Source organism: Catellatospora sp. NPDC049111 (genome assembly GCF_040648615.1).
GTDB lineage: Bacteria > Actinomycetota > Actinomycetes > Mycobacteriales > Micromonosporaceae > Catellatospora > Catellatospora aurea.
In genome coordinates this window covers 49,473-70,104 of sequence record NZ_JBEZEB010000035.1, presented here as the reverse complement: position 1 = coordinate 70,104, position 20,632 = coordinate 49,473, and the positions used below count along the sequence as shown (strand labels likewise).

Below are 20,632 nucleotides of genomic sequence, written 5' to 3'. Positions count from 1 at the left end.
GACTAGACGGCAGCCGGCGCGGCGTTCTTGATCTTCACGGCGTACGTGTCGACGTACTCGCGGCCGGAGAGCTCCATCACCTCGTACATGATCTCGTCGGTGATCGCGCGCTCGACGAACCGGTCGCCGGCCATGCCCGCATACCGGGAGAAGTCGAGCGGGGCGCCGAAGCGGATCTTCACCCGCATCACCTTGGGGATGAGCTTGCCGGTGGGCTGCACCACATCCGAGTTGAGCATCGCCACGGGCACGACCGTCGCGCCGCTCTCCAGGGCCAGGCGGGCCACGCCGGTCTTGCCCCGGAACAGCCGCCCGTCCGGCGAGCGGGTGCCCTCCGGGTAGATGCCGGCCAGGCCGCCCGCGCGCAGCACGCGCAGCTGGGTGTCCAGGGCGGCCTGCGCGGCGCGGCCGCCGGAGCGGTCCACCGGAATGGTGCCGGTGCCCACGAAGAACATCTTCGTCAGCCGGCCCTTGAGGCCCTTGCCGGTGAAGTATTCCGCTTTGGCCACGAATGTGACCTTCCGCTTGACCACCAGGGGCATGAAGATGGAGTCGGAGAACGAAAGATGGTTGCTGGCGAGGATCGCCGGGCCCCGGTCCGGCACATGTTCGAGACCCTCGACCTGCGGCCTGAAGATCAACCGCAGCAGGGGGCCGAGGATGATGTATTTCAGCAGCCAGTAGAGCACTGAGTCCCGTCCAAGTCGATCGGCGAACGTGGTGTGGCGCTTGACGATCCGGCTCGGAGGGGCCGGCCGGGACATACCGTGTTTGTGGCATGCATCGCAGAGCCTACTGCCGGAACACGGGTGTCACGTGTCAGGATTTGAAGCGATGCCCACCGGCCCCACGACGAGCCCCTATCCCGCCAAGGAGTGTGCCAGGTGCCAGCCACGGACGACCCGGACCGCACGCCGGCCGAACCCGCGCGTCCCGGGCCGTCGGGCAACGAGGCGACGCCCGAACAGGTCGACGCGGAGTTCGCCCGCATCGTCGCCGGATTCGACACGCCGCTGACCTCCCGAACCTGGCCCGCCGGCGAGGAGCCGACCGCGGGCCCGACCGCACCGGCCGGGCCGGTGATGCCCGCCGCGGGCCCGATCCTCAACCGCGCGCTGTCCGGCGATCCGAGATCGGTCTCCCCCGGCGACCCGTCGCTGCTCGACTCGCTCGACTCGTTCGGCGGCGGGCTGCCCGACGACACGCCGGAGGAGTTCGTCCCGCCACCGCCCCCGCCGCTGCCGCGGGTGCCGTTCGCCGCGATCGTCGCCGTGCTGTCGATCGTCTTCGGGTTCGTGCTGTTCTTCGACACCCGGCTGCTGCCCTTCAACGATCGGGTGAGCATGCTGTTCGCCCTGGTCTGCATCCTCGGCGGGGCCACCGCGCTGATCATGCGCCTGCGCCCCGGCGACGAGGACAACGACCTGCCGCCCGACGACGGCGCCGTCGTGTAGGAGCCAGTCGAAGCGGCCGCTCGGTGTTCGGTCGGAGCGAAGCGGAGACCGAACACCGATTAAGGCCGCGTAGCGGGCTCCGCGTGACTCAGCGCTCCGCATGACTGAGCCTCAGTCGGACTTCTCCAGCCAGTCCAGGATCGCGTCGATGGGCTCCCGCCAGCGCGTGTCCAGCATCAGGTCGTGGCCCATGCCCGGGAACAGCAGCGGCGCGCCGCCGTAGCCGCGGGCCACCCGGCGCAGCGCCGTGTCGGACACGATGCGGTCGTCGGGGCTGCCCACCACGAGCACCGGCGGGTCGCCGACCGGCGGCTGCGGGGAGCGCCCGCGCAGCAGCTGCCACTGCGCCCGGGTCGAGGCCCGGCCGAGGCGGGCGGCGTACCCGCGGGAGGCGCTGGTCGGCAGCTCGCGGCTGAACAACTGCCCGGCGGGCAGGCGCAGGCCGCCGCCGAACAGCGCGGGCAGGCTGAGCATCGGGTTGCGCAGGGCGGTGCCCGCCCCGCCGAAGACCGGCGACAGCAGCACCGCGGCCCGCGCCGGGTAGCGCGCCAGCGCGTGCGCGGTCACCAGGGCGCCGGCCCCATGCCCCACGATCACCGCGCGGCGCGGCAGGGAGGCTGCCACCTGGGCCACATCGTGGGCGTACGCCCGCAGCGTCGCCTTCGGCGCCTTGGCGCTGTCGCCGTGCCCGCGCAGGCTCACCGCGTACGCCGGGAAGCCCCGGTCGGCGGTGTGCTCCAGCCAGTGCTCGGCGAACACCCACGCGCCGTGGCCGAACCCGGGCACGAACAGCACGGGCGGCTTGCCCTCGTCCACCTCGGGGGTGGCGCGGCGCACCTCACGGCGTACCGCCGCGATCGGGAACGCCCACTCGCGGGCGCGCATGACCTTCACTTCGCCCCCTCCAGGCTGAGTTCGTCGAGCAGGCGCTGGATGGCCTTGAGGTACGTGGTGTGGCTGATCTCGAACCAGTGCCGGGTGGAGTCCTTGACCTTCGCCGTGGTCCACCGCCGGTCCAGGTCGGCCTCCAGCTTGCGCTGCACCGCGACGGCCTTGGCCGGGGACGCCTCGCGGACCCGCAGCATCCGCGCGAACGCCACCATCTGCCAGTGCACCAGCGGGAACAGCCCGGAGTCCGGCTGCAGCAGCCCGGCCACGGCCAGCGTCGGCTGGCGCTTGGGGAAGGCGTGCATGGCCAGCCGCGGGCGGCCCTGGGCGTCGACGCCGAGCAGGTTGCCGTCGATGAACTCGAACGTCGGGTGGTAGCCGGTGGCCAGCACGACCAGGTCCGGCTCGATCACCTCGCCGCCCTTGAGCTCCACGCTGTGGCGGTGGAAGCGGGCCACGTCCGGCACCGGCGCGATCGCGCCGTGTCCCAGGTAGTAGACCAGCTGGCTGTTGACGATCGTGTGCGTCTCGTAGATCTTGTGGTCGGGCTGGGGCAGGCCGAACCGGGTCAGGTCGCCGACGGTCGACTTCAGCGTCCGGTGGGCCAGGAACTGCCGGGCCCGCAGCGGCAGCTTCAGCCACAGCATCAGGTCGTTGACCTGGTCGGCCGGGCGGCCCAGGGTGTACTTGGGCGTGTACCAGTAGCCGCGCCGGGTCGAGTGCCAGCAGCGCGCGGCCTGCTGGGCCGCCTCCACCGCGATGTCGCAGCCGGTGTTGCCCGCGCCGACCACCAGGACCTTCTTGTTGCGCAGCTGCGCCGGGTCCTTGAACTGCGCGGCGTGGATGACCTCGCCCTTGAAGTCCGCCAGGCCCTCGTACTCGGGGCGCTTCGGGGACCAGTTGTGGCCGTTGGCGATGACCACCGCCGCGTACCGGTGGATGCGCTCGCCGCCGTAGCCGCCGGTGCTGCGCGTGGTCACGTCCCAGCGCTCGCCCTCGGCCGGCTCGACCTTGACGACCTCGGTGCCGAACCAGATGTGCGGCTTGAGGTCGAAGTGGTCGGCGTAGTGGTCGAGGTATTCCAGCACCTGGGTGTGCTTGGGGTAGTCCGGCCAGCTGTCCGGCATCGGGAAGTCCGGGAACTGGCTGAACGGCTTCGAGGAGATCAGGTGCGTGCTGGCGTACACCGGACTGCGGTCGTGCCGCCAGTTCCAGGCGCCGCCGACGCTGGTGTCGCGCTCGTAGCAGTCGACGCCGAAGCCCTGCTCCTTGAGGTTCTTCATGGCGGTCAGCCCGCTGGGGCCCGCTCCGATGACGCAGACCGTGCCGCTGCGGTCGTAGACCGGCCAGCCGTCACGCCACGCGGTCGCGGGGGCACCCGACTCGGGATCGCCGTAACCGGCCGAATACGTCACCCACGACCTCCACGACTAGGTAAGACGCAGAGCATCTTTCCCGTTTGCGGCAGAGGTTGTAAAGCGCGGATTCCTAGACGATGTCCACGACGAGGGGGTAGTGATCGCTGGCCCGGCCGGCCGCATCCGACGTCACGACCTGGTATCTGACCAGCTCAAGACGGGGGTCCAGCAGAATGGCGTCGATCCGCCGGGTCGGGTTGGGGGTCGGGAAGGTGTGCCGGTCCTCCTGGTCGGCCAGCGCTCCGGCGTCGCCGAGCCGGTCGGTGAGCAGCTGCCAGGAGCTGCCGTCCGGGCACTCGTTGAGGTCCAGCCCGACGATCACCGGGTCGTCCAGCGCCAGCGCGGGCTTGAGCAGGGCCGCCTGCGCCGGGCGTTCGGCGTCGTCGGTCGACAGGTGCGACCCGACCACCGTGAACGGCCCCCGCCCCGGCACCTCCAGCCGCGCGAAACACGCCCCGCGCATGTGCCGCCCCGGGGTGAGCGGATACCGCATGCACCAGGTCTCCAGCACCCGCACCCGCAGGCTCGTCATGATCACGTTACCCAGGCTGGGCATCCCGCCGACAGCCATGAACATGCCGAAGGACTCGGCCAGGTCGGCGCACTTGGTCCGCCACCGCCACCGCCGCGGCGCCTCCTGCACGATCAGCACGTCCGGGGCCACCCCCCGCACCACCCCCGCCAGCGCCCCGAGATCGTCCCGCAACGAATGCACGTTGTACGACATCACCCGCACCGACATGCCGCCCAGCATGCCCCACCGAGGCTAGTTGATCATGAACTTAAGGACGTGTTCGACGGCGTGTCCCTACCCCAGCACCGTGATCACCGAAGTGCGCTCACGCGACGCCTGGTGATCACGGTGGCAGGGTGGTGACACGCCGCCGAACACGTCCACAAGTTCATGATCGACGCGGCAGGGCGCGGCGTTGCGCGGTGCCGGTGGTGGGGTCAGAGGCGGGCGAGGTCGGCGGCGCCGACGAGGCCGGCGACGTTGCCCATCTTGGCGGCGCGGAGTTCGGCCACCGGGAGGCGGCCGCGCTGGGCGAGGCTGTCCAGGTAGGACTGGCGGGCGGGGGTCATCAGGAGGTCGCCGGCGTCGATGACGCCGCCGCCCACCACGAGGACCTGCGGGTCGAGGATCTGGACCAGGTCGGCCAGGCCCTGGCCGAGCCAGTAGCCGATCTGGCTGAAGGCGTCGATCGCGACCTCGTCGCCGGCCTGGGCCGCCGAGGTGACGATCGGACCGGTGATGTTCTCGACCTTGCCGTCGGCCTTGCCCAGCAGCAGCGCCGCCCGCTCCGGCTCGGCCTGCGCACCCGCGCGGGCGAAGCGGACCAGGGCGTTGCCGCTGGCGTACTGCTCGATGCAGCCGTGCCGGCCGCACCCGCACACATGCCCGTCGGGCACCGCGAGCATGTGGCCGATCTCGGCCGCGATGCCGTGCGCGCCGCGCACGAGACCGCCGCCGAGCACGATGCCGCCGCCGATGCCGGTGCCGACGGTGAACATCACCATCGAGTCCTCGGCGTCGGCCGCCGCGCCGTAGCGGAACTCCGCCCACGCCGCCACGTTCGCGTCGTTCTCCACCACCACGGGCAGGTTCACCGCCTTGGCGACGTAATCCCGCAGCGGCTCGTCGCGCCAGGCCAGGTTCGGTGCGAACAGCACCGTCGACCGGGTCGCGTCAATCCATCCGGCGGCGCCGATGCCGACCGCGTCCACCTTGTGCTCGGCGGACAGATCCTTCACCACATCGATGATCACGTCCCGGGTCGCGGCTACGTCGCCGGCCGGGGTATCGCGACGACATGTCGCGATCACGGTGCCGTCAGGATCGACCACACCGCCGAGCACCTTGGTGCCACCGATGTCCACGCCGATGGTGAGTGCCACGGCCGAACCCTTTCTTGCTGGGCTTGCCGGCGGTGACGCTTTTGGGGAGCCCACGCCGTTCTACTGGGCAACACCCTAACGCCGGAAGTACCGCCGCCGAGCGTCGCCCGCCGAAGATCGGTCTCACAACTCCGGCGGCGGGTGCGGTTCAGCCTTCCGGACGGCCTTTTTTGCAGCCTTAACCCGTCCGGGTGACGCGGAGGTTTCCGACTCGGGAACAGCCTGTGTCGGGTTAGTGACAACTTTCTTGACGATCTTCTTGACCGCTTTCTTGGCCATCGGCCGCGCCGCCGGGGCCTCCCTCGGCGTGTCGCCCTCCGCGGCGGCCTCGCCCCCGGCACCGGCGTCCTCGGACGGCGCGCCCGGGTGCGCCGTGGCGTCGCGCCAGGCGGCGTCGCCGGGCCGGTGCGTGGACACGCTGCGCAGGAAGCTGGCCAGGCCGGCGGCCAGGTCGCCGGCCCCGGTCGCGACCCGCTCCACCAGTTCCGGATCGGGGTCGCGCACGGCCGCGATCACCTTGCAGAGTGGACACACACAGCACTCGGGCGAGCCCGTGGCCAGGTGCGGGTTGGCGTTGGCGGCCAGCGTCGCGGCGGCGAGCACCGCCGCCACCAGCCGCTCCGCCTCCTCTCGGGCCGTACCCGGTGAGATGTCCATGCTCAGGCCGCCTCGACCTGCTTCTTGAGCTCCTTCAGAGCGGTATCCATGATCGCCTTCTCGGCCTTCTTCTTGAACATGCCCAGCATGCCGATCGAGAGGTCCACCGACAGCGTGTAGGTCACCGTGCAGGTGCCGTCGCCGTTGTCGGTGATGTCATAGGACCCGTCCTGCGCCTTCTGCATCTTGGACGGTGCGACCAGGTGCCACTCGATCCGCGAGATGTCCTCGGCGTAGTCGTAGTGCAGCGTGTACTCGTCCTGCACGATGCCCGCGTCGATGACGAAGCGCACGGTGGCCGGATAACCGTCCTCGTACTCCTCGAGCACCTCAGCGGCCTTGATGGCCTGGGTCCACCGGGGATACGAGGGGTAGTCGCAGATGACCTCGGCGATACGGGCCGGGTCGGCGTTGATCACGATCGACTGGGAGGAGGAATCCGCCATGAACAGCAGGCTACCCGTACCGGTCGGGGCCGGGCCGACCCGCCACGACGGCGCGATGGCAACCCGTCGGAACAGGGACAGCGTTTGCAGAGAGCCCGGGACGACGTTCTACAGTGCCGGGGGCGGCAGCGGCACCTGCCGCCGGGCGGCGCGGAGGCGCCAGGTGCCCGAACGAGCAGCTCAAGGAGCACGTGGTGCGGCAGTTTTCGCAGGCCCCGGCGGTGATCGTCGATGACGTCGACCGCTTGACCGACCCCGTGTGGGACAACGCGGCACAGACACCCCAGCTGGTGCAGTTCTCCCGCCGCGCCGGCTCCGGCTGGGCGGACGTCACCTGCGCCGAGTTCCACGCCGAGGTGGTCGCGCTCGCCCGCGGCCTGGTCGCGGCGGGTGTGCAGCCGGGCGACCGGGTGGCCCTGATGAGCCGCACCCGGTTCGAGTGGACGCTGATCGACTACGCGATCTGGGCCTGCGGCGCGGTGACCGTGCCGATCTACGAGACCTCCAGCACCGAGCAGGTGCAGTGGATCCTGGCAGACTCCGGCGCGGTGGGCTGCTTCACCGAGACCCCGGCGCACACCGCGACGGTCCGCGAGGCCGCGCCCGCGCTGGCCCGGCTCTGGCAGATCGACGGCGGCGATCTGTCCACGCTGGTCACCCGAGGTGAGAGCGTCGACGCGGCCGAGATCGACGTGCGCCGCAAGTCGGGCAGCGCCGACGACCCGGCGACCATCGTCTACACCTCCGGCACCACCGGGCGGCCCAAGGGCTGCGTGCTGACGCACCGCAACATGCTCTCCGACATCGGCAACGCCATCCCGGCCCTGGACATCCTCTTCCGGCCTCGGCCGGAACGGGATGGCAGTCAGGAGGGCGCCTCGACGGTGCTGTTCCTGCCGCTGGCGCACGCGTTCGCGCGGCTGCTGCAGATCGGCGTGGTGCAGGGCCGGGTGCGCACCAGCCACACGCCTGATGTGAAGAACCTCGTCGACGATCTCGGCGCATTCAAGCCGACGTTCCTGCTGAGCGTGCCGCGAGTGTTCGAGAAGGTGTACAACAGCGCCCGGCAGAAGGCGTACGCCGGCGGCAAGGGCGCGATCTTCGACAAGGCCGAGGCCGTCGCGATCGCGTACAGCCAGGCTCTGGAGACGCCTGAGGGCCCCGGCCTGAGCCTGCGGATCAAGCACACCGTCTTCGACAAGCTGGTCTACGGCAAGCTGCGGGCGGCCCTGGGCGGACGCTGCCACAGCGCGATCTCCGGCGGCGCGCCGCTGGGCGAGCGGCTGGGCCACTTCTTCCGCGGCGTGGGGCTCAACGTGCTGGAGGGCTACGGCCTGACCGAGACCTCGCCCGCGATCACCTTCAACCGGGCGGGCTCGCAGAAGATCGGCACGGTCGGCCAGCCGCTGCCCGGGGTGACCATCGCCATCGCCGACGACGGCGAGATCCTGGCCCGCGGCGAGGTCATCTTCCCCGGGTACTGGAACAACCCCGCGGCCACCGCGGAGGCGATCGACGCCGACGGCTGGTTCCACACCGGAGACCTCGGCTCGCTCGACGACGACGGCTTCCTGCGCATCACCGGGCGCAAGAAGGAGATCATCGTGACGGCGGGCGGCAAGAACGTCGCGCCCGCCGTGCTGGAGGACCGGGTGCGCGCCCACGCGCTGGTCAGCCAGTGCATGGTGGTCGGCGACCGGCAGCCGTTCATCGCCGCGCTGGTCACCATCGACCCCGAGGCGCTGCCGGGCTGGCTGTCCGGACGCGACCGTCCGGACACGCCCGTTTCGTCGCTGGTCGACGACGCCGACCTGCGCGCCGAGATCCAGGCCGCGATCGCCGAGGCCAACAAGGCGGTCTCGGTGGCCGAAGGCATTAAGGTCTTCACGATCCTGCCCCGTGACTTCACCGAGGCAACCGGAGAGCTGACCCCGTCGCTGAAGGTCAAGCGCGCGGTCGTGATGAAGGAGTACGCGGAGGAGATCGATGCCATCTACCGCCGCTGAGCGCCCGAAGCGCCGCCTGCTGCGGCGCATCCCGGCCTCACAGCTGATCGCGGTCGCCGTTCGCGGCACCATGCTCCTGCTGGTGGGCGTGCTGATCATGGCCGCCACCAAGGACTGGTCGGAGCTGCGCTGGGTCGCCCTGCTGGCCCTGGCCGGGCTGCCGGGCGTGCTCACGCCCCGGCACAACGTGCTCGCCCCGCTGGGCCGGTTCGCCGAGACCGTGCTGGTCGGCCTGGGCGCGAGCGCCGTCGCGCTGGCCGCCGACCAGATGTACTCGCTGTCCGACGGAGCGGGGGCCTCGGCGATCCTGCCGTACCTGGCCGTGCCGATCACCGCGGCGATGCTCAACAACCGCCCGCTGGAGTCGGCCGGCCTGCTCAGCGCGGCCGCGCTGACGCTGGCGGTGGCCGGCTGGCTGACCGTGCTGCCCGACGGCACCCGGCAGCTGAGCCACTTCGGTTACCTGGCGGCCTGCGCGCAGTGGCTGATCCTGGCCGCGGTCGGCACCATCACCACCGGCGCGATGCAGCGGGCCGCGCTGATCCGCCGCACGCCCCAGCCGTACGCCGAGGCCACCCGCCTGCTCACCCAGCTGCGTCAGGTGGCCCGGCAGCTGCCCGGCGCGACCCTGGACCCGGGCAGCATCGCCGAGCACCTGCTGGAGGAGCTCCGCCCGATCGGGCGGCCGCAGCGGGCCGCGGTGCTCGCGGCCAGCGGCGCGGGCCGCCTGGTGGTGCTCGCCCAGTTCGGGGTCGAGGCCGACGACACCTCGACCCGGGCGGCCTGGGAGACCAGCCTCGACGCGGACTCGGCCATCGCCGACGCCTGGGCCAGCCAGCAGCCGCAGATCTCCGGGCGCTCCCAGCTGCGCTCCTTCGACCAGACCGGCCCGGTTTCGGCCGTGGTCGTGCCGCTGATCGCCGGCGTGCGCACGGTGGGCCTGGTGGCCTTGGAGCGCGACGGCACCAACGGCTACCCGCCGGCGCTGACCGGCCGGATCGTCTCCGCGGCCACCCCGGCGGCACTGCGGCTGGAGGCCGCGCTGCTGTTCGAGGAGGTGCGCTCGATAGCCACCAACGAGGAGCGCCAGCGGCTGGCCCGCGAGATCCACGACGGGGTCGCCCAGGAACTCGTGATGATCGGGTACGGCGTGGACAACGCGCAGGCCACGCTGCCCGAGGAGGCCAAGGACACCGCCGAGGAGCTGCGGGTGCTCCGGGCCGAGATCACCCGGGTGATCACCGAGCTGCGGCTGAGCCTGTTCGAGCTGCGCAGCGAGGTGGACCGGCACGGCGGGCTCACCGCCGCCATCGCCGAGTTCGCCCGCATCTCGGGCAACCAGGCCGGGCTGAAGGTGAACCTGTCGCTGGACGAGGCGGGCCGGCTGCCCGCCTCGATCGAGTCGGAACTGCTGCGGATCGCCCAGGAGGCGATCACCAACGCCCGAAAGCATGCGAATGCCGCGAACCTGTGGGTGACCTGCACCGTCGACCCGCCGTACGGCCTGATAGAAGTGTCCGACGACGGTCGGGGCATACCCGATGAGCGTACCGACGGACGCTACGGTCTTGCGATCATGGCGGAGAGGGCGGAACGTATCCGGGGCCGACTCGAGATCAGGCCTCGAGACCCGGTGGGGACGACCGTCGCCGTGGTCGTGGGCGGTTCCTCTCGACAAGAGGGCCGGGCGACGCGATAACGTGTGTCACCCGCACAGCCAGAGCGCGGGTGCCAGAAGGGGAGAAAAGCGGGCATGTCAACCAGTACTGTGCCGACAGGGCGCACCAAAGTCCTGCTCGTCGACGATCATGACCTGATCCGCAAGGGGCTTCGCCACGCCTTCGAGCGGGACCGCCAGTTCGAGGTCGTCGGCGAGGCGAGCACCGCCGCCGAGGCCGTACGCCAGGCCGGCGCCCTGCACCCCGACGTCGTGATCATGGACCTCCGCCTGCCCGACGGCAGCGGCCTGGAGGCCACCCGCACGCTGCGCAAGTCCAGCTCGACGATGGGCATCGTGGTGCTCACCATGTACGCGGGCGACGACCAGCTCTTCGGCGCCCTGGAGGCCGGCGCGAGCGCGTTCGTGCCCAAGACCGCCCCGGCGGACGAGGTCGTCGCGGCGGCCCGCCACGCGGCCAGCGCCCCCAGCGCGTTCACCGCCGCCGACCTGGCCGAGGCGATGAAGCGCCGACTCACCCCGAGCGGCCCGCAGCTGAGCCCGCGCGAGGGCCAGGTGCTCAAGCTGCTCGCCGAGGGCATGAGCGTGTCCGGCATCGCCAAGCAGCTGTTCGTCAGCGAGTCGACCGCCAAGACGCACATCTCGAAGCTGTACGAGAAGCTGGGCGCCGCCAACCGCGCCCAGGCCCTGATGACCGCGCTGCGCCTCGGCCTGCTGCAGGCGCCCGACGCCCCGAACCTGTCCTGATGGGCAGGCACGCGCACGCCAGCGGTGACGAGCTGCTCACCGACTGGCGGACCGACCGCCTGGGTGCTGCCCGGCGCGGCGACAACCCCCTCGTCATGGCCAAGCTCAACAGCGGCTACGCCGTCTTCGGCGACACGCAGCACCTGCCGGGTTACTGCGTGCTGCTGTCCGACGTGGACGGCGCCGACCACCTCACCGACCTGACCCGCACCCAGCGGGCCGACTTCCTGGCCGACATGGGCCTGCTCGGTGAGGCCGTCTTCGCCGCCTGCAACGGGTTCGACCCCGCGTTCCGCCGGCTCAACTACGAGATCCTCGGCAACTCGCTGCACCACCTGCACGCGCACATCCACCCCCGCTACTCGTGGGAGGCGCGCGAGTTCCGCGACGCTCCCGTGTGGCGGTACCCGAACGAGGTGCGCTTCGCCGAGGAGCACGACACCCTCGTCTCACCGAAGGCGGAGGAGTACGACCAGCTCCGCGAGGCCATCACGGCCGAACTGGCCAGGCTGGCCTGAGCCGACACACCCGAAGGGGGTCCGACCGCACCGCGGTCGGGCCCCTTCGCATGTTCAGCATGTTTGATCCGGCACCCAGCGGGCAGGGAACTATGGGACATTAGCGGAGGATCCCGCTGAGAGGCGGTGGGTGCCTGATGGGCGAGAAGGTGCACCAGCACGTCTTCACCCGTGCCGACCGCGCGCGGTACCGGGAGAAGGTCCGCCGGTGCCTGGACGTGTTCGCGCTGATGCTGGGCGAGTCGCAGTTCGAGTTCGAGCGCCCGCTCACCGGGCTGGAGATCGAGCTGAACCTCGTCGACGAGCAGGGCCTGCCGTCGATGCGCAACGCCGACGTGCTCGCCGCCATCGCCGACCCGGCGTTCGTCACCGAACTCGGCCAGTTCAACATCGAGATCAACATTCCGCCGCGGGAGCTCGCCGGGGGCGGGCTGAGCGCGTACGAGGACCAGATCCGGGCGAGCCTGAACGCCGCCGACGGCAAGGCGCGCACCGTCGGCGCGCACACCGCGATGATCGGCATCCTGCCGACGCTGAAGCCGGAGCACCTGACCGAGGCGTCGCTGTCGGCCAACCCCCGCTACGCGCTGATCAACGAGCAGGTGTTCGCGGCGCGCGGCGAGGACCTGCGGATCAGCATCGACGGGCCGGACCCGCTCACCGTCACCGCCGACACCATCGCCCCCGAGGCCGCCTGCACCAGCGCCCAGCTGCATCTGCAGGTCAGCCCGGCCCAGTTCGGGGCGTACTGGAACGCCGCCCAGGCCATCGCCGGGGTGCAGCTGGCCATCGCCGCCAACTCGCCCTTCCTGTTCGGCCACGAGCTGTGGCACGAGACCCGCATCCCGCTGTTCAAGCAGGCCACCGACACCCGCCCCGAAGAGATCAAGACCCAGGGGGTACGCCCCCGCGTCTGGTTCGGCGAGCGCTGGATCACCTCGGTGTTCGACCTGTTCGAGGAGAACGTGCGTTACTTCCCCGCGCTGCTGCCGATCTGCACCGAGGACGACCCCGCCGACCAGCTCGCCGGCGGCGAGGTGCCCGAGCTGACCGAGCTGCGCCTGCACAACGGCACGATCTACCGCTGGAACCGCCCGGTGTACGACGTCGCCGACGGCATGCCGCACGTGCGCGTGGAGAACCGGGTGCTTCCCGCCGGCCCCACCGTCGTCGACATCATGGCCAACGCGGCGTTCTGGTTCGGCCTGGTGCGCACCCTGGCCGAGGGCGGCCTGCCGGTGTGGTCCCGGATGCCGTTCCGGCAGGCCGACGAGAACTTCTACACCGGCGCGCGGCAGGGCATCGGCGCGCACCTGTTCTGGCCGGACCTCGGCTACGTGAGCGCGTACGAGCTGGTGCTGCGGCGGCTGCTGCCGCTGGCCCACCAGGGGCTGGAGAGCTGGGGCGTCGACTCGCGCGAGCGCGACCGGCTGCTGGGCGTGATCGAGCAGCGCTGCCTGCTCCGCCGCAACGGCGCGACCTGGCAGATCGACACCGTGCACCGGCTGGAGCGCAAGGGTCTGGACCGGCCGGAGGCGCTGCGCGAGATGCTGCTGCGTTACATGCGCCACATGCACGAGAACATCCCCGTGCACGAGTGGCCCCGCGAGGACTGAGCCGCGCCGCAACCGGTCACGTTTCGAGAAGCGTCCTGCTCACGTGGTCACTTAGTGTGACGGACGTAGACGTCACCACGACTCCAGGAGTAACCATGACCGGCTCGTCCACGCAGGGAATCATGACCGTGCTGCACCCCGTGTCCGATCTCGCCGCGGCCAAGACGGTGTACTCGGCGCTGCTCGGCGTGGAGCCGACCGCCGATTCGCCATACTATGTTGGCTTTGACGCCGCCGGTCAGCACATCGGCCTGGTGCCGGGCGGCGGGCCCCAGGGCATGACCTCGCCGGTCGCCTATTGGCACGTGGCCGACATCGAGGCCAAACTGGCCGAGGTGACCGCCGCCGGAGCCACGCTCAAGGAGGCCGCGCACGACGTGGGCGGCGGCCGCCTGGTGGCCACCGTCACCGACCCCGACGGCAACGTGCTCGGCCTGCTCCAGGACAGCTGAGCACGGCACCAGAACCGTCAGCCGCAGGCCGTAGGGTCTGCGGCTGAGGACTGTCCGGCGCACCGCCCGACGCCGGTGGGATCGAGCCCGGTGCGCCGGCCCAGGCCGCGTTGGCGACCCGCCCCCGACCAGATGGAGACACGATGAGCAAGGCCAAGAAGGCGGACACGCCGTCTGAGCTGCACGCCGCCGACAGCCACGACCTGATCCGGGTGCACGGCGCACGCGTGAACAACCTCAAGGACGTCAGCGTCGAGCTGCCCAAGCGCCGGCTCACGGTGTTCACCGGCGTGTCCGGCTCGGGCAAGAGCTCGCTGGTCTTCGGCACGATCGCCGCCGAGTCGCAGCGGATGATCAACGAGACCTACAGCACGTTCGTGCAGGGCTTCATGCCGACGCTGGCCCGCCCCGACGTGGACGTGCTCGACGGGCTGACCACCGCGATCATCGTCGACCAGGAGCGCATGGGGGCCAACGTCCGCTCCACGGTCGGCACCGCCACCGACGCCAACGCGATGCTGCGCATCCTGTTCAGCCGGCTCGGCAAGCCGCACATCGGCTCCCCGCAGGCGTTCTCCTTCAACGTCGCCTCGATCAGCGGCGCGGGTGCGGTGACGATCTCCAAGGGCGGCACCACCACCAAGGAGCGGCGCAGCTTCAGCATCACCGGCGGCATGTGCCCGCGCTGCGAGGGCATGGGCCGGGTCAGCGACTTCGACCTGTCGGCGATGTACGACGACAGCAAGTCGCTCAACGAGGGCGCGCTGACCATCCCCGGCTACAGCATGGAGGGCTGGTTCGGCCGCATCTTCGCCGGTTCCGGCTTCTTCGACATGGACAAGCCCATCCGCAAGTACACCAAGAAGGAACTGCACGACCTGCTCCACAAGGAGCCGACCAAGATCAAGGTCGAGGGCATCAACCTGACGTACGAGGGCCTGATCCCGAAGATCCAGAAGTCGATGCTGTCCAAGGACGTCGAGGCGATGCAGCCGCACATCCGCGCCTTCGTGGAGCGGGTGATCACGTTCGGCACCTGCCCCGACTGCGGCGGCACCCGGCTGAGCGAGGCGGCCCGGTCCTCGAAGATCGGCAAGGTCAACATCGCCGACGCGTGCGCGATGCAGATCAGCGACCTGGCCGACTGGGTACGCGGCCTCGACGAGCCGTCGGTGGCCCCGCTGCTGGACAAGCTCCAGCACACCCTGGACTCGTTCGTGGAGATCGGCCTGGGTTACCTGTCCCTCGACCGGCCCGCGGGCACGCTGTCGGGCGGCGAGGCGCAGCGCACCAAGATGATCCGGCACCTCGGTTCCTCGCTGACCGACGTCACGTACGTCTTCGACGAGCCGACCATCGGCCTGCACCCGCACGACATCCAGCGGATGAACAACCTGCTGCTGCGCCTGCGCGACAAGGGCAACACGGTGCTCGTGGTCGAGCACAAGCCGGAGGCGATCGCGATCGCCGACCACGTCGTCGACCTCGGCCCCGGCGCGGGCAGCGGCGGCGGCACGGTCTGCTTCGAGGGCACCGTGGACGAACTGCGGGCCAGCGACACCCTCACCGGCCGGCACCTCGACGACCGGTCCAAGCTCAAGGACAAGGTGCGCTCGTCCACCGGCAAACTCGCGATCCGCGGCGCGAAGGCCAACAACCTGCGCGACGTCGACGTCGACATCCCGCTCGGGGTGCTGACCGTGATCACGGGTGTGGCCGGCTCCGGCAAGAGCTCGCTGGTGCACGGCTCCATCCCGGACGACGCGGGCGTGGTGTCGATCGACCAGGGCGCGATCCGCGGCTCGCGGCGCAGCAACCCGGCGACGTACACCGGCCTGCTGGAGCCGATCCGCAAGGCGTTCGCGAAGGCCAACGGCGTCAAGCCGGCCCTGTTCAGCGCCAACTCCGAGGGCGCCTGCCCCACCTGCAACGGCGCGGGCGTCATCTACACCGACCTGGCGATCATGGCCGGGGTCGCGACCGTCTGCGAGGAGTGCGAGGGCAAGCGGTTCGACGCGTCGGTGCTGGAGTATCGCTTCGGCGGCCGGGACATCAGCGAGGTGCTCGCGATGTCGGTGACCGAGGCCGAGCAGTTCTTCGCCGCGGGCGACGCGCGCACCCCGGCGGCGCATGCCATCCTGGCCCGGCTCGTCGACGTCGGGCTCGGCTACCTCAGCCTGGGCCAGCCGCTGACCACGCTGTCCGGCGGCGAGCGCCAGCGGCTCAAGCTGGCCACCCACATGGCCGAGAAGGGCGGGGTGTACGTGCTCGACGAGCCGACCACCGGCCTGCACCTGGCCGACGTGGAGCACCTGCTGAGCCTGCTCGACCGGATCGTCGACTCCGGCAAGTCGGTCATCGTCATCGAGCACCACCAGGCGGTCATGGCCCACGCCGACTGGATCATCGACCTCGGCCCCGGCGCGGGCCACGACGGCGGCAAGATCGTCTTCGAGGGCACCCCCGCCGACCTGGTCGCCGCCCGCTCCACCCTCACCGGCCAGCACCTCGCGGAATACATCTCCGCCTGACCCCGCCTGCACGGGACCGGCCGGGTGGGCCGGTCCCGTCGCCAGCGGCCGGCCGCCCGCGCCTGCTCGTGTGGGCGGCCGCCCGACCGGCGACCGCCCTTGATCGTTCGACTTGCCTGGCACCTGTGCGTATCTTGACCCGCCATTCGCCCACCTGCCTGGCAAGTCGAACGATCAAGGTGCGTGACGTCCCCGGCTCACCCGTTCTCGGCGCTCGGCGACCCTGTCCGGGCCGGACACGCCCGGTCACGTTCGCCGACGACCATGCGCAGGTCAGGAGCCGGACGCGCCTGTTCACGTTCGCCGGCGACCATGCTCAGCGTCAGGAGCCGGATCCACGGAGCAGGTCGCGCAGGCGGCGGGCCTGGAGGTCCCAGCCCCACTCCTGCTCGACCCAGGCGCGGCCGGCCGCGCCCATCTTGGCCCGCAGGGCCTCGTCGGACAGCAGCTCGACCAGGCGGGCGGCCAGCGTCTCCACATCGCGGCCGGGCACCACGAAGCCGGTCTCGCCCTCGCGGACCGCGTCCGGCGCACCGCCGGAGTCGCCGGCGATCACCGGCAGGCCCACCGCGGACGCCTCCAGGTAGACGATGCCGAGCCCTTCCACGTCCAGGCCGCGGTTGCGGGTGCGGCACGGCATCGCGAAGACGTCCCCGGCGGCGTAGTGCGCGGGCAGGTCCGCCCAAGGCACCGAGCCGGTCAGCACCACGTGGTCGGCCACATCGAGTTCGCGGGCCAGCCGCTGCACGGTGGGCCGGTGCGGTCCCCCGCCGACGAGCAGCAGCGCCGCGTCCGGGATCGCCTTGCGGACCAGGGGCAGCGCGCGTACCAGCGTGTCCTGGCCCTTGCGCGGCACCAGCCGGGACACGCACACGATCACCGGCCGGCCGGTGAGCCCGTGCCTGGCCCGCACGCTCGCGCCGTCCACGTCGGGGTGGTACATCGTCGAGTCCACGCCCGGGGCGAGCCGCTGCAGGCGGGTCCGCTCCCCCAGCGCCTTCGCCAGCCGCACCCGCTGGTACTCGCCGAGGTAGGTGAGCACGTCGTTGCCGTCGGCGATGCGACGCAGGGCGCTACGGGCACCCGGCAGCGCCGCCCAGCCGATCTCGTGCCCGTGCGTGATGCCCACGGCCCGGCGCACGCCCGCCCGCTTGCGCAGCCCCTGTGCCAGCAGCCCGAGCGGCGCGGCCGCGCCGAACAAGACCCGGTCGCAGCCCTCCGCACGGGCCAGTTCGGCCACCCGCCGCGCCACCCGCGGCGTGGGCAGCAGCACCCCGGTCCGGTCCCGGACCACCGGGTACGGCTGCTCGGCGTCGAACTGCTTCGGGTCGCGCCAGGTCGAGGCGTAGACGACGAGTTCGCCGTCGGGCTGGCGGATCGCGAGGTTGTGCAGGAACTGCTGGATACCCCCGGGGCGGGGCGGAAAGTCGTTGGTCACCAGCAGCGTACGCATCCGCGCAGCCTACCGGCCTCGTGATCCCCGCCCGGCAACGCGCAGATCGCGGTTTGGTGTCACGATCCGCGGTCCGCCCCCGGGCCGACGTCGGGTCGGGTCGGGTCGGGTCGGCGAGGATATGACGGGACGCGGCCACATCATCTTTGATGTACGTACATCAAAGATGATGTGGCCGCATGCGGACGTATGCCTGTCAGCGGCTGCGCGCGAAGGCGCGAGCGGCCGCCATGCGCTCGACGGTCGTCGGGTGGCTGCCGAAGAGGGCCTGCTCCCAGGCGGGCGGGTCGGGGTCGCCGAGGTTGACCAGGGACAACCTGCCCTGCATCTGCTCGAAGCCGGCCGGGTCGCCGGTCAGCTCCAGCGCGTGCTCGTCGGCCCGCGCCTCGATCAGCCGCGACACGTACGCCTGCGCCGGCCCCGCCAGCAGCCCGCCGACCGTGGCGACGGCGAGCAGCAGCCCGATCGCCCGCGGCTCGGCGATCGACTCGACCCCGGCCCGGTGCAGCAGCCACGACCACGCCCCCAGCAGGTACAGGCCGACCACGAAGATCGCCGCGCCGAGCGCGCCGATGACCGTGCCGATCACCACGTCGCCGCGTTTGGCGTGCCCCAGCTCGTGCGCGGCGACCGCGACCACCTCCGACTGCGGGGCCTCGCGCAGCAGCGTGTCGTAGACCACGATGCGCCGGGTCGGCCCGATGCCGCTGACGTACGCGTTGAGCGCGGTGGTGCGCCGGGACGCGTCGGCGACGAGCACGTCGCGCACCGGCACGCCGTCCCGCTGGGCCAGGTCCATCAGCTCGCTGCGCAGCGGCCCGTCGGCCATCGGCGTGAACTTGTTGAACACCGGCTCGACCAGCACCGGGAACACGAAACTGAGCAGCACCACCAGCACCGCCGCGCCGACCGCCCCGACGGCCCACCACCAGTTCGGCAGGAACCGGGTCAGGGTGTAGAAGCCGAGCAGCGCGATCGCGCCGAGCACCGCCGCAACGGCGTACCCCTTGAGCAGGTCGACGGCCCAGCCGCCCCAGCCCTGGGTGGACAGCCCGTAGCGCACCGCCACGGTGTGCCGCCACGCGGCGAACGGCAGCGTGATCAGATCCGCGACCAGCAGCACGAGCAGCCCGCCGCCGAGCACCTTGGCGATCCACGGCCCCGGCACCAGACCGACGAGCCACGAGCCCAGCGGGGTCAACCCCAGCACGAGCGCCGCCGCCAGCCCGATCAGCATCGCCGGGTACGTGATCCAGCGCAGCTCGCCGCGCAGCTCGCGAGCCTTGGCGACGCGGTCGGCGGGCAGCTCGGCCAGCGCGGCGAGCTGGTCGGCGCGCGGCGCGGGCGGCCGGTGCCACGGCACCAGCACCGCCACGGCCACCGCCAGCGCGGCACATAGGACGATCAACGTCAGCCAGGCCCAGCCCCGCACCGTCATCGCCCGATCCTAAGCCCGGCGGGTGGGCTCAGCTGCGGGTGAGGCGGCGGACCAGCGATTCGGAGTTCAGCGGGTACGCGCCGTGGCGGCGTACGCCGTCGGCGACCTCACGGTCGGAGGAGACCACGACGATGGGGCGGCCGGGCGGCTCGGCCCGGACCAGGCGGCGGATCACCTCGTCGGCGGTCTCGCCCTTGCGCGAGAACAGCACCCGCACCCCGCGCGGCGGGGCGGGCAGGCCGTGCACCCGCTCGGCCCCGTCGAAGACGACGGTGACCTCGGCGCCGGTCTGCGCGGCGACCCCGCCCAGGCCGGTGACGAGGCGGTTGCGCTGCTGCTCCAGCGACATCTCGGCGAAGCCGCGTTTGGTCACGTTGTAGCCGTCGACGACCAGGTGCGCCTTGGGCAGGGCGAGCAGCTGGGCCAGCCGGGCCGGGTCGTCGGCGTCCTGGGCCCGGTTGCTCGCCGTGGGCGCGCCGGCCATGTCGGCGTACGCCGCGGCGACGGTGTCCCCCGGCAGCACCTTCGCCGGGTCCAGCGCCAGCTCCCGGCGCAGCCCGGCGGCGGCCTGCCCGATGGTCTCCAGCAGCAGCCACAGCCGCGCCTCGTCGACGGCCCGGCTGTCGCGGGCGGCCTGGCGCGCGTCGCCCGCCACCGCCTCGGCGTCGGCCAGTTTCGCGCGCAGTCGGCGCAGCTCGGCCTCGTGGTCGCCGTGCCCCTTGGCGGCCCGGCCCTTCTCGATGGCCAGCAGCTCATTGGCCCGCTTGAGCTGGGCCTGCGTCTCGCGCAGCGCCTTGCCGCTCGCGCGGGCCTCCTCGCGCACCTGGTTCAGCTCGTCGCGCACCCGGGCCAGCTCGTCGCGCAGCTTGTCGGCCTCGACCCGGGCCACCGCCCGGTCGTGCTCGGCGCGCGCGGCCCGGGTCTCGGCGTCGCGGATGTGCTCGGCGACGGCCGTGCTCTCCGCCTCGGCGGTGACCGCCTGCCCGGCGGCGTCGAGCAGGTCGCGCCAGCCCTCGGGGCGGGCGAGGTAGGCCAGGGCGGCGACCTCGATCGGGTCGGCGGCGGCCGGGGCCATGCCGCCGAGCACCGCCGCGCCCAGCTCGCCCGCATCGGCCAGCACCCGGCCGCTGATCCGCTGCCGGAACACCGCGTCGGCGGTGAGCTGCGCCGCGATCGCCGCGCCGCCCAGCCGGGCCCGGCGGTTGGGCGCGAATTTGGCGACCTTGCGTAGCGCGACGGGCATCTCGTCGTTGGGCAGTGCGGTCAGCACCGCCGCGGCCAGCGCGACCACCCGCTGGCGGATGGGCTCGGGCAGGATCGGCTCGGGCGCGAAGTCAGCCGCCCCCACCGGGTCCCCGGAGGAGGCGTCGAACGAAAGTTCAGCGGCTGACATGGTCCTAGTGTTCCACCGACTTACCGATCTTGTCGCTCAGG

At 71.7% G+C, this 20,632-nt stretch carries 18 protein-coding genes; 8 read left to right on the top strand and 10 right to left on the bottom strand.

The window, feature by feature from the left end; genetic code table 11:
* Nucleotides 1-2 precede the first annotated feature (2 nt).
* Nucleotides 3-689, bottom strand: coding sequence for a lysophospholipid acyltransferase family protein (locus tag AB0B66_RS32905; protein ID WP_360537326.1), 687 nt, complete (start codon nt 687-689; stop codon nt 3-5).
* A 195-nt stretch (nt 690-884) separates the two neighbouring features.
* On the opposite strand from AB0B66_RS32905, the gene AB0B66_RS32900 reads away from it, so the two are divergent.
* Nucleotides 885-1,454 carry a DUF308 domain-containing protein gene (locus AB0B66_RS32900; RefSeq protein WP_360537324.1) on the top strand — a complete coding sequence of 190 codons (570 nt, stop codon included), beginning with the start codon at nt 885-887 and terminating at the stop codon, nt 1,452-1,454.
* 111 nt (nt 1,455-1,565) lie between these two features.
* Here AB0B66_RS32900 and AB0B66_RS32895 read toward each other — a convergent pair whose 3' ends face one another.
* The 6 genes from AB0B66_RS32895 to AB0B66_RS32870 form a co-directional block, all read right to left on the bottom strand.
* Entirely contained in the window at nt 1,566-2,339 is a 774-nt protein-coding gene (locus AB0B66_RS32895) for an alpha/beta fold hydrolase (protein ID WP_360537370.1), read from the bottom strand.
* 5 nt (nt 2,340-2,344) lie between these two features.
* Entirely contained in the window at nt 2,345-3,757 is a 1,413-nt protein-coding gene (locus AB0B66_RS32890) for an NAD(P)-binding domain-containing protein (protein ID WP_360537322.1), read from the bottom strand.
* Between the two features lie 73 nt (nt 3,758-3,830).
* Nucleotides 3,831-4,502, bottom strand: coding sequence for an endonuclease/exonuclease/phosphatase family protein (locus AB0B66_RS32885; protein ID WP_360537320.1), 672 nt, complete (start codon nt 4,500-4,502; stop codon nt 3,831-3,833).
* Nucleotides 4,503-4,711: 209 nt separating this feature from the next.
* A complete protein-coding gene (locus tag AB0B66_RS32880; protein ID WP_360537318.1) occupies nt 4,712-5,656 on the bottom strand; it encodes an ROK family glucokinase in 945 nt (314 codons plus the stop codon).
* 123 nt (nt 5,657-5,779) lie between these two features.
* Complete coding sequence (locus AB0B66_RS32875) at nt 5,780-6,313, bottom strand: hypothetical protein (RefSeq protein ID WP_360537316.1); 534 nt, start codon at nt 6,311-6,313, stop codon at nt 5,780-5,782.
* Nucleotides 6,314-6,315: 2 nt separating this feature from the next.
* Nucleotides 6,316-6,759, bottom strand: a complete 444-nt coding sequence (locus AB0B66_RS32870) for an SRPBCC family protein (protein ID WP_203687919.1) — start codon at nt 6,757-6,759, stop codon at nt 6,316-6,318.
* Nucleotides 6,760-6,953: 194 nt separating this feature from the next.
* On the opposite strand from AB0B66_RS32870, the gene AB0B66_RS32865 reads away from it, so the two are divergent.
* From AB0B66_RS32865 to AB0B66_RS32835, 7 genes are all read left to right on the top strand, one after another.
* Nucleotides 6,954-8,765 (top strand): AMP-dependent synthetase/ligase, encoded by a 1,812-nt coding sequence (locus AB0B66_RS32865; RefSeq protein WP_360537313.1) that lies wholly within the window; start codon nt 6,954-6,956, stop codon nt 8,763-8,765.
* Nucleotides 8,746-10,464, top strand: coding sequence for a histidine kinase (locus AB0B66_RS32860; RefSeq protein WP_360537311.1), 1,719 nt, complete (start codon nt 8,746-8,748; stop codon nt 10,462-10,464). Before AB0B66_RS32865 ends, AB0B66_RS32860 begins: the two co-directional genes overlap by 20 nt.
* Before the next feature lie 54 nt (nt 10,465-10,518).
* Nucleotides 10,519-11,190, top strand: a complete 672-nt coding sequence (locus tag AB0B66_RS32855) for a response regulator transcription factor (protein ID WP_120316171.1) — start codon at nt 10,519-10,521, stop codon at nt 11,188-11,190.
* Nucleotides 11,190-11,708 carry a diadenosine tetraphosphate hydrolase gene (locus tag AB0B66_RS32850; RefSeq protein ID WP_155373201.1) on the top strand — a complete coding sequence of 173 codons (519 nt, stop codon included), beginning with the start codon at nt 11,190-11,192 and terminating at the stop codon, nt 11,706-11,708. The genes AB0B66_RS32855 and AB0B66_RS32850 overlap by 1 nt, the downstream gene beginning before the upstream one ends.
* Before the next feature lie 137 nt (nt 11,709-11,845).
* Entirely contained in the window at nt 11,846-13,324 is a 1,479-nt protein-coding gene (locus AB0B66_RS32845; protein WP_360537309.1) for a glutamate--cysteine ligase, read from the top strand.
* 95 nt (nt 13,325-13,419) lie between these two features.
* Complete coding sequence (locus AB0B66_RS32840; RefSeq protein WP_360537307.1) at nt 13,420-13,776, top strand: VOC family protein; 357 nt, start codon at nt 13,420-13,422, stop codon at nt 13,774-13,776.
* 143 nt (nt 13,777-13,919) lie between these two features.
* The gene (locus tag AB0B66_RS32835; RefSeq protein WP_360537305.1) at nt 13,920-16,307 is read left to right on the top strand and encodes an excinuclease ABC subunit UvrA; all 2,388 of its coding nucleotides are present in this window, start codon (nt 13,920-13,922) and stop codon (nt 16,305-16,307) included.
* Between the two features lie 322 nt (nt 16,308-16,629).
* Here the strand turns inward: AB0B66_RS32835 and AB0B66_RS32830 are convergent, their stop codons facing one another.
* The 3 genes from AB0B66_RS32830 to AB0B66_RS32820 form a co-directional block, all read right to left on the bottom strand.
* The gene (locus AB0B66_RS32830; RefSeq protein WP_360537303.1) at nt 16,630-17,760 is read right to left on the bottom strand and encodes a glycosyltransferase family 4 protein; all 1,131 of its coding nucleotides are present in this window, start codon (nt 17,758-17,760) and stop codon (nt 16,630-16,632) included.
* A 196-nt stretch (nt 17,761-17,956) separates the two neighbouring features.
* Nucleotides 17,957-19,198, bottom strand: a complete 1,242-nt coding sequence (locus AB0B66_RS32825; RefSeq protein ID WP_360537301.1) for a M48 family metallopeptidase — start codon at nt 19,196-19,198, stop codon at nt 17,957-17,959.
* Nucleotides 19,199-19,226: 28 nt separating this feature from the next.
* Nucleotides 19,227-20,591, bottom strand: coding sequence for an NYN domain-containing protein (locus AB0B66_RS32820; RefSeq protein WP_360537299.1), 1,365 nt, complete (start codon nt 20,589-20,591; stop codon nt 19,227-19,229).
* Nucleotides 20,592-20,632 lie beyond the last annotated feature (41 nt).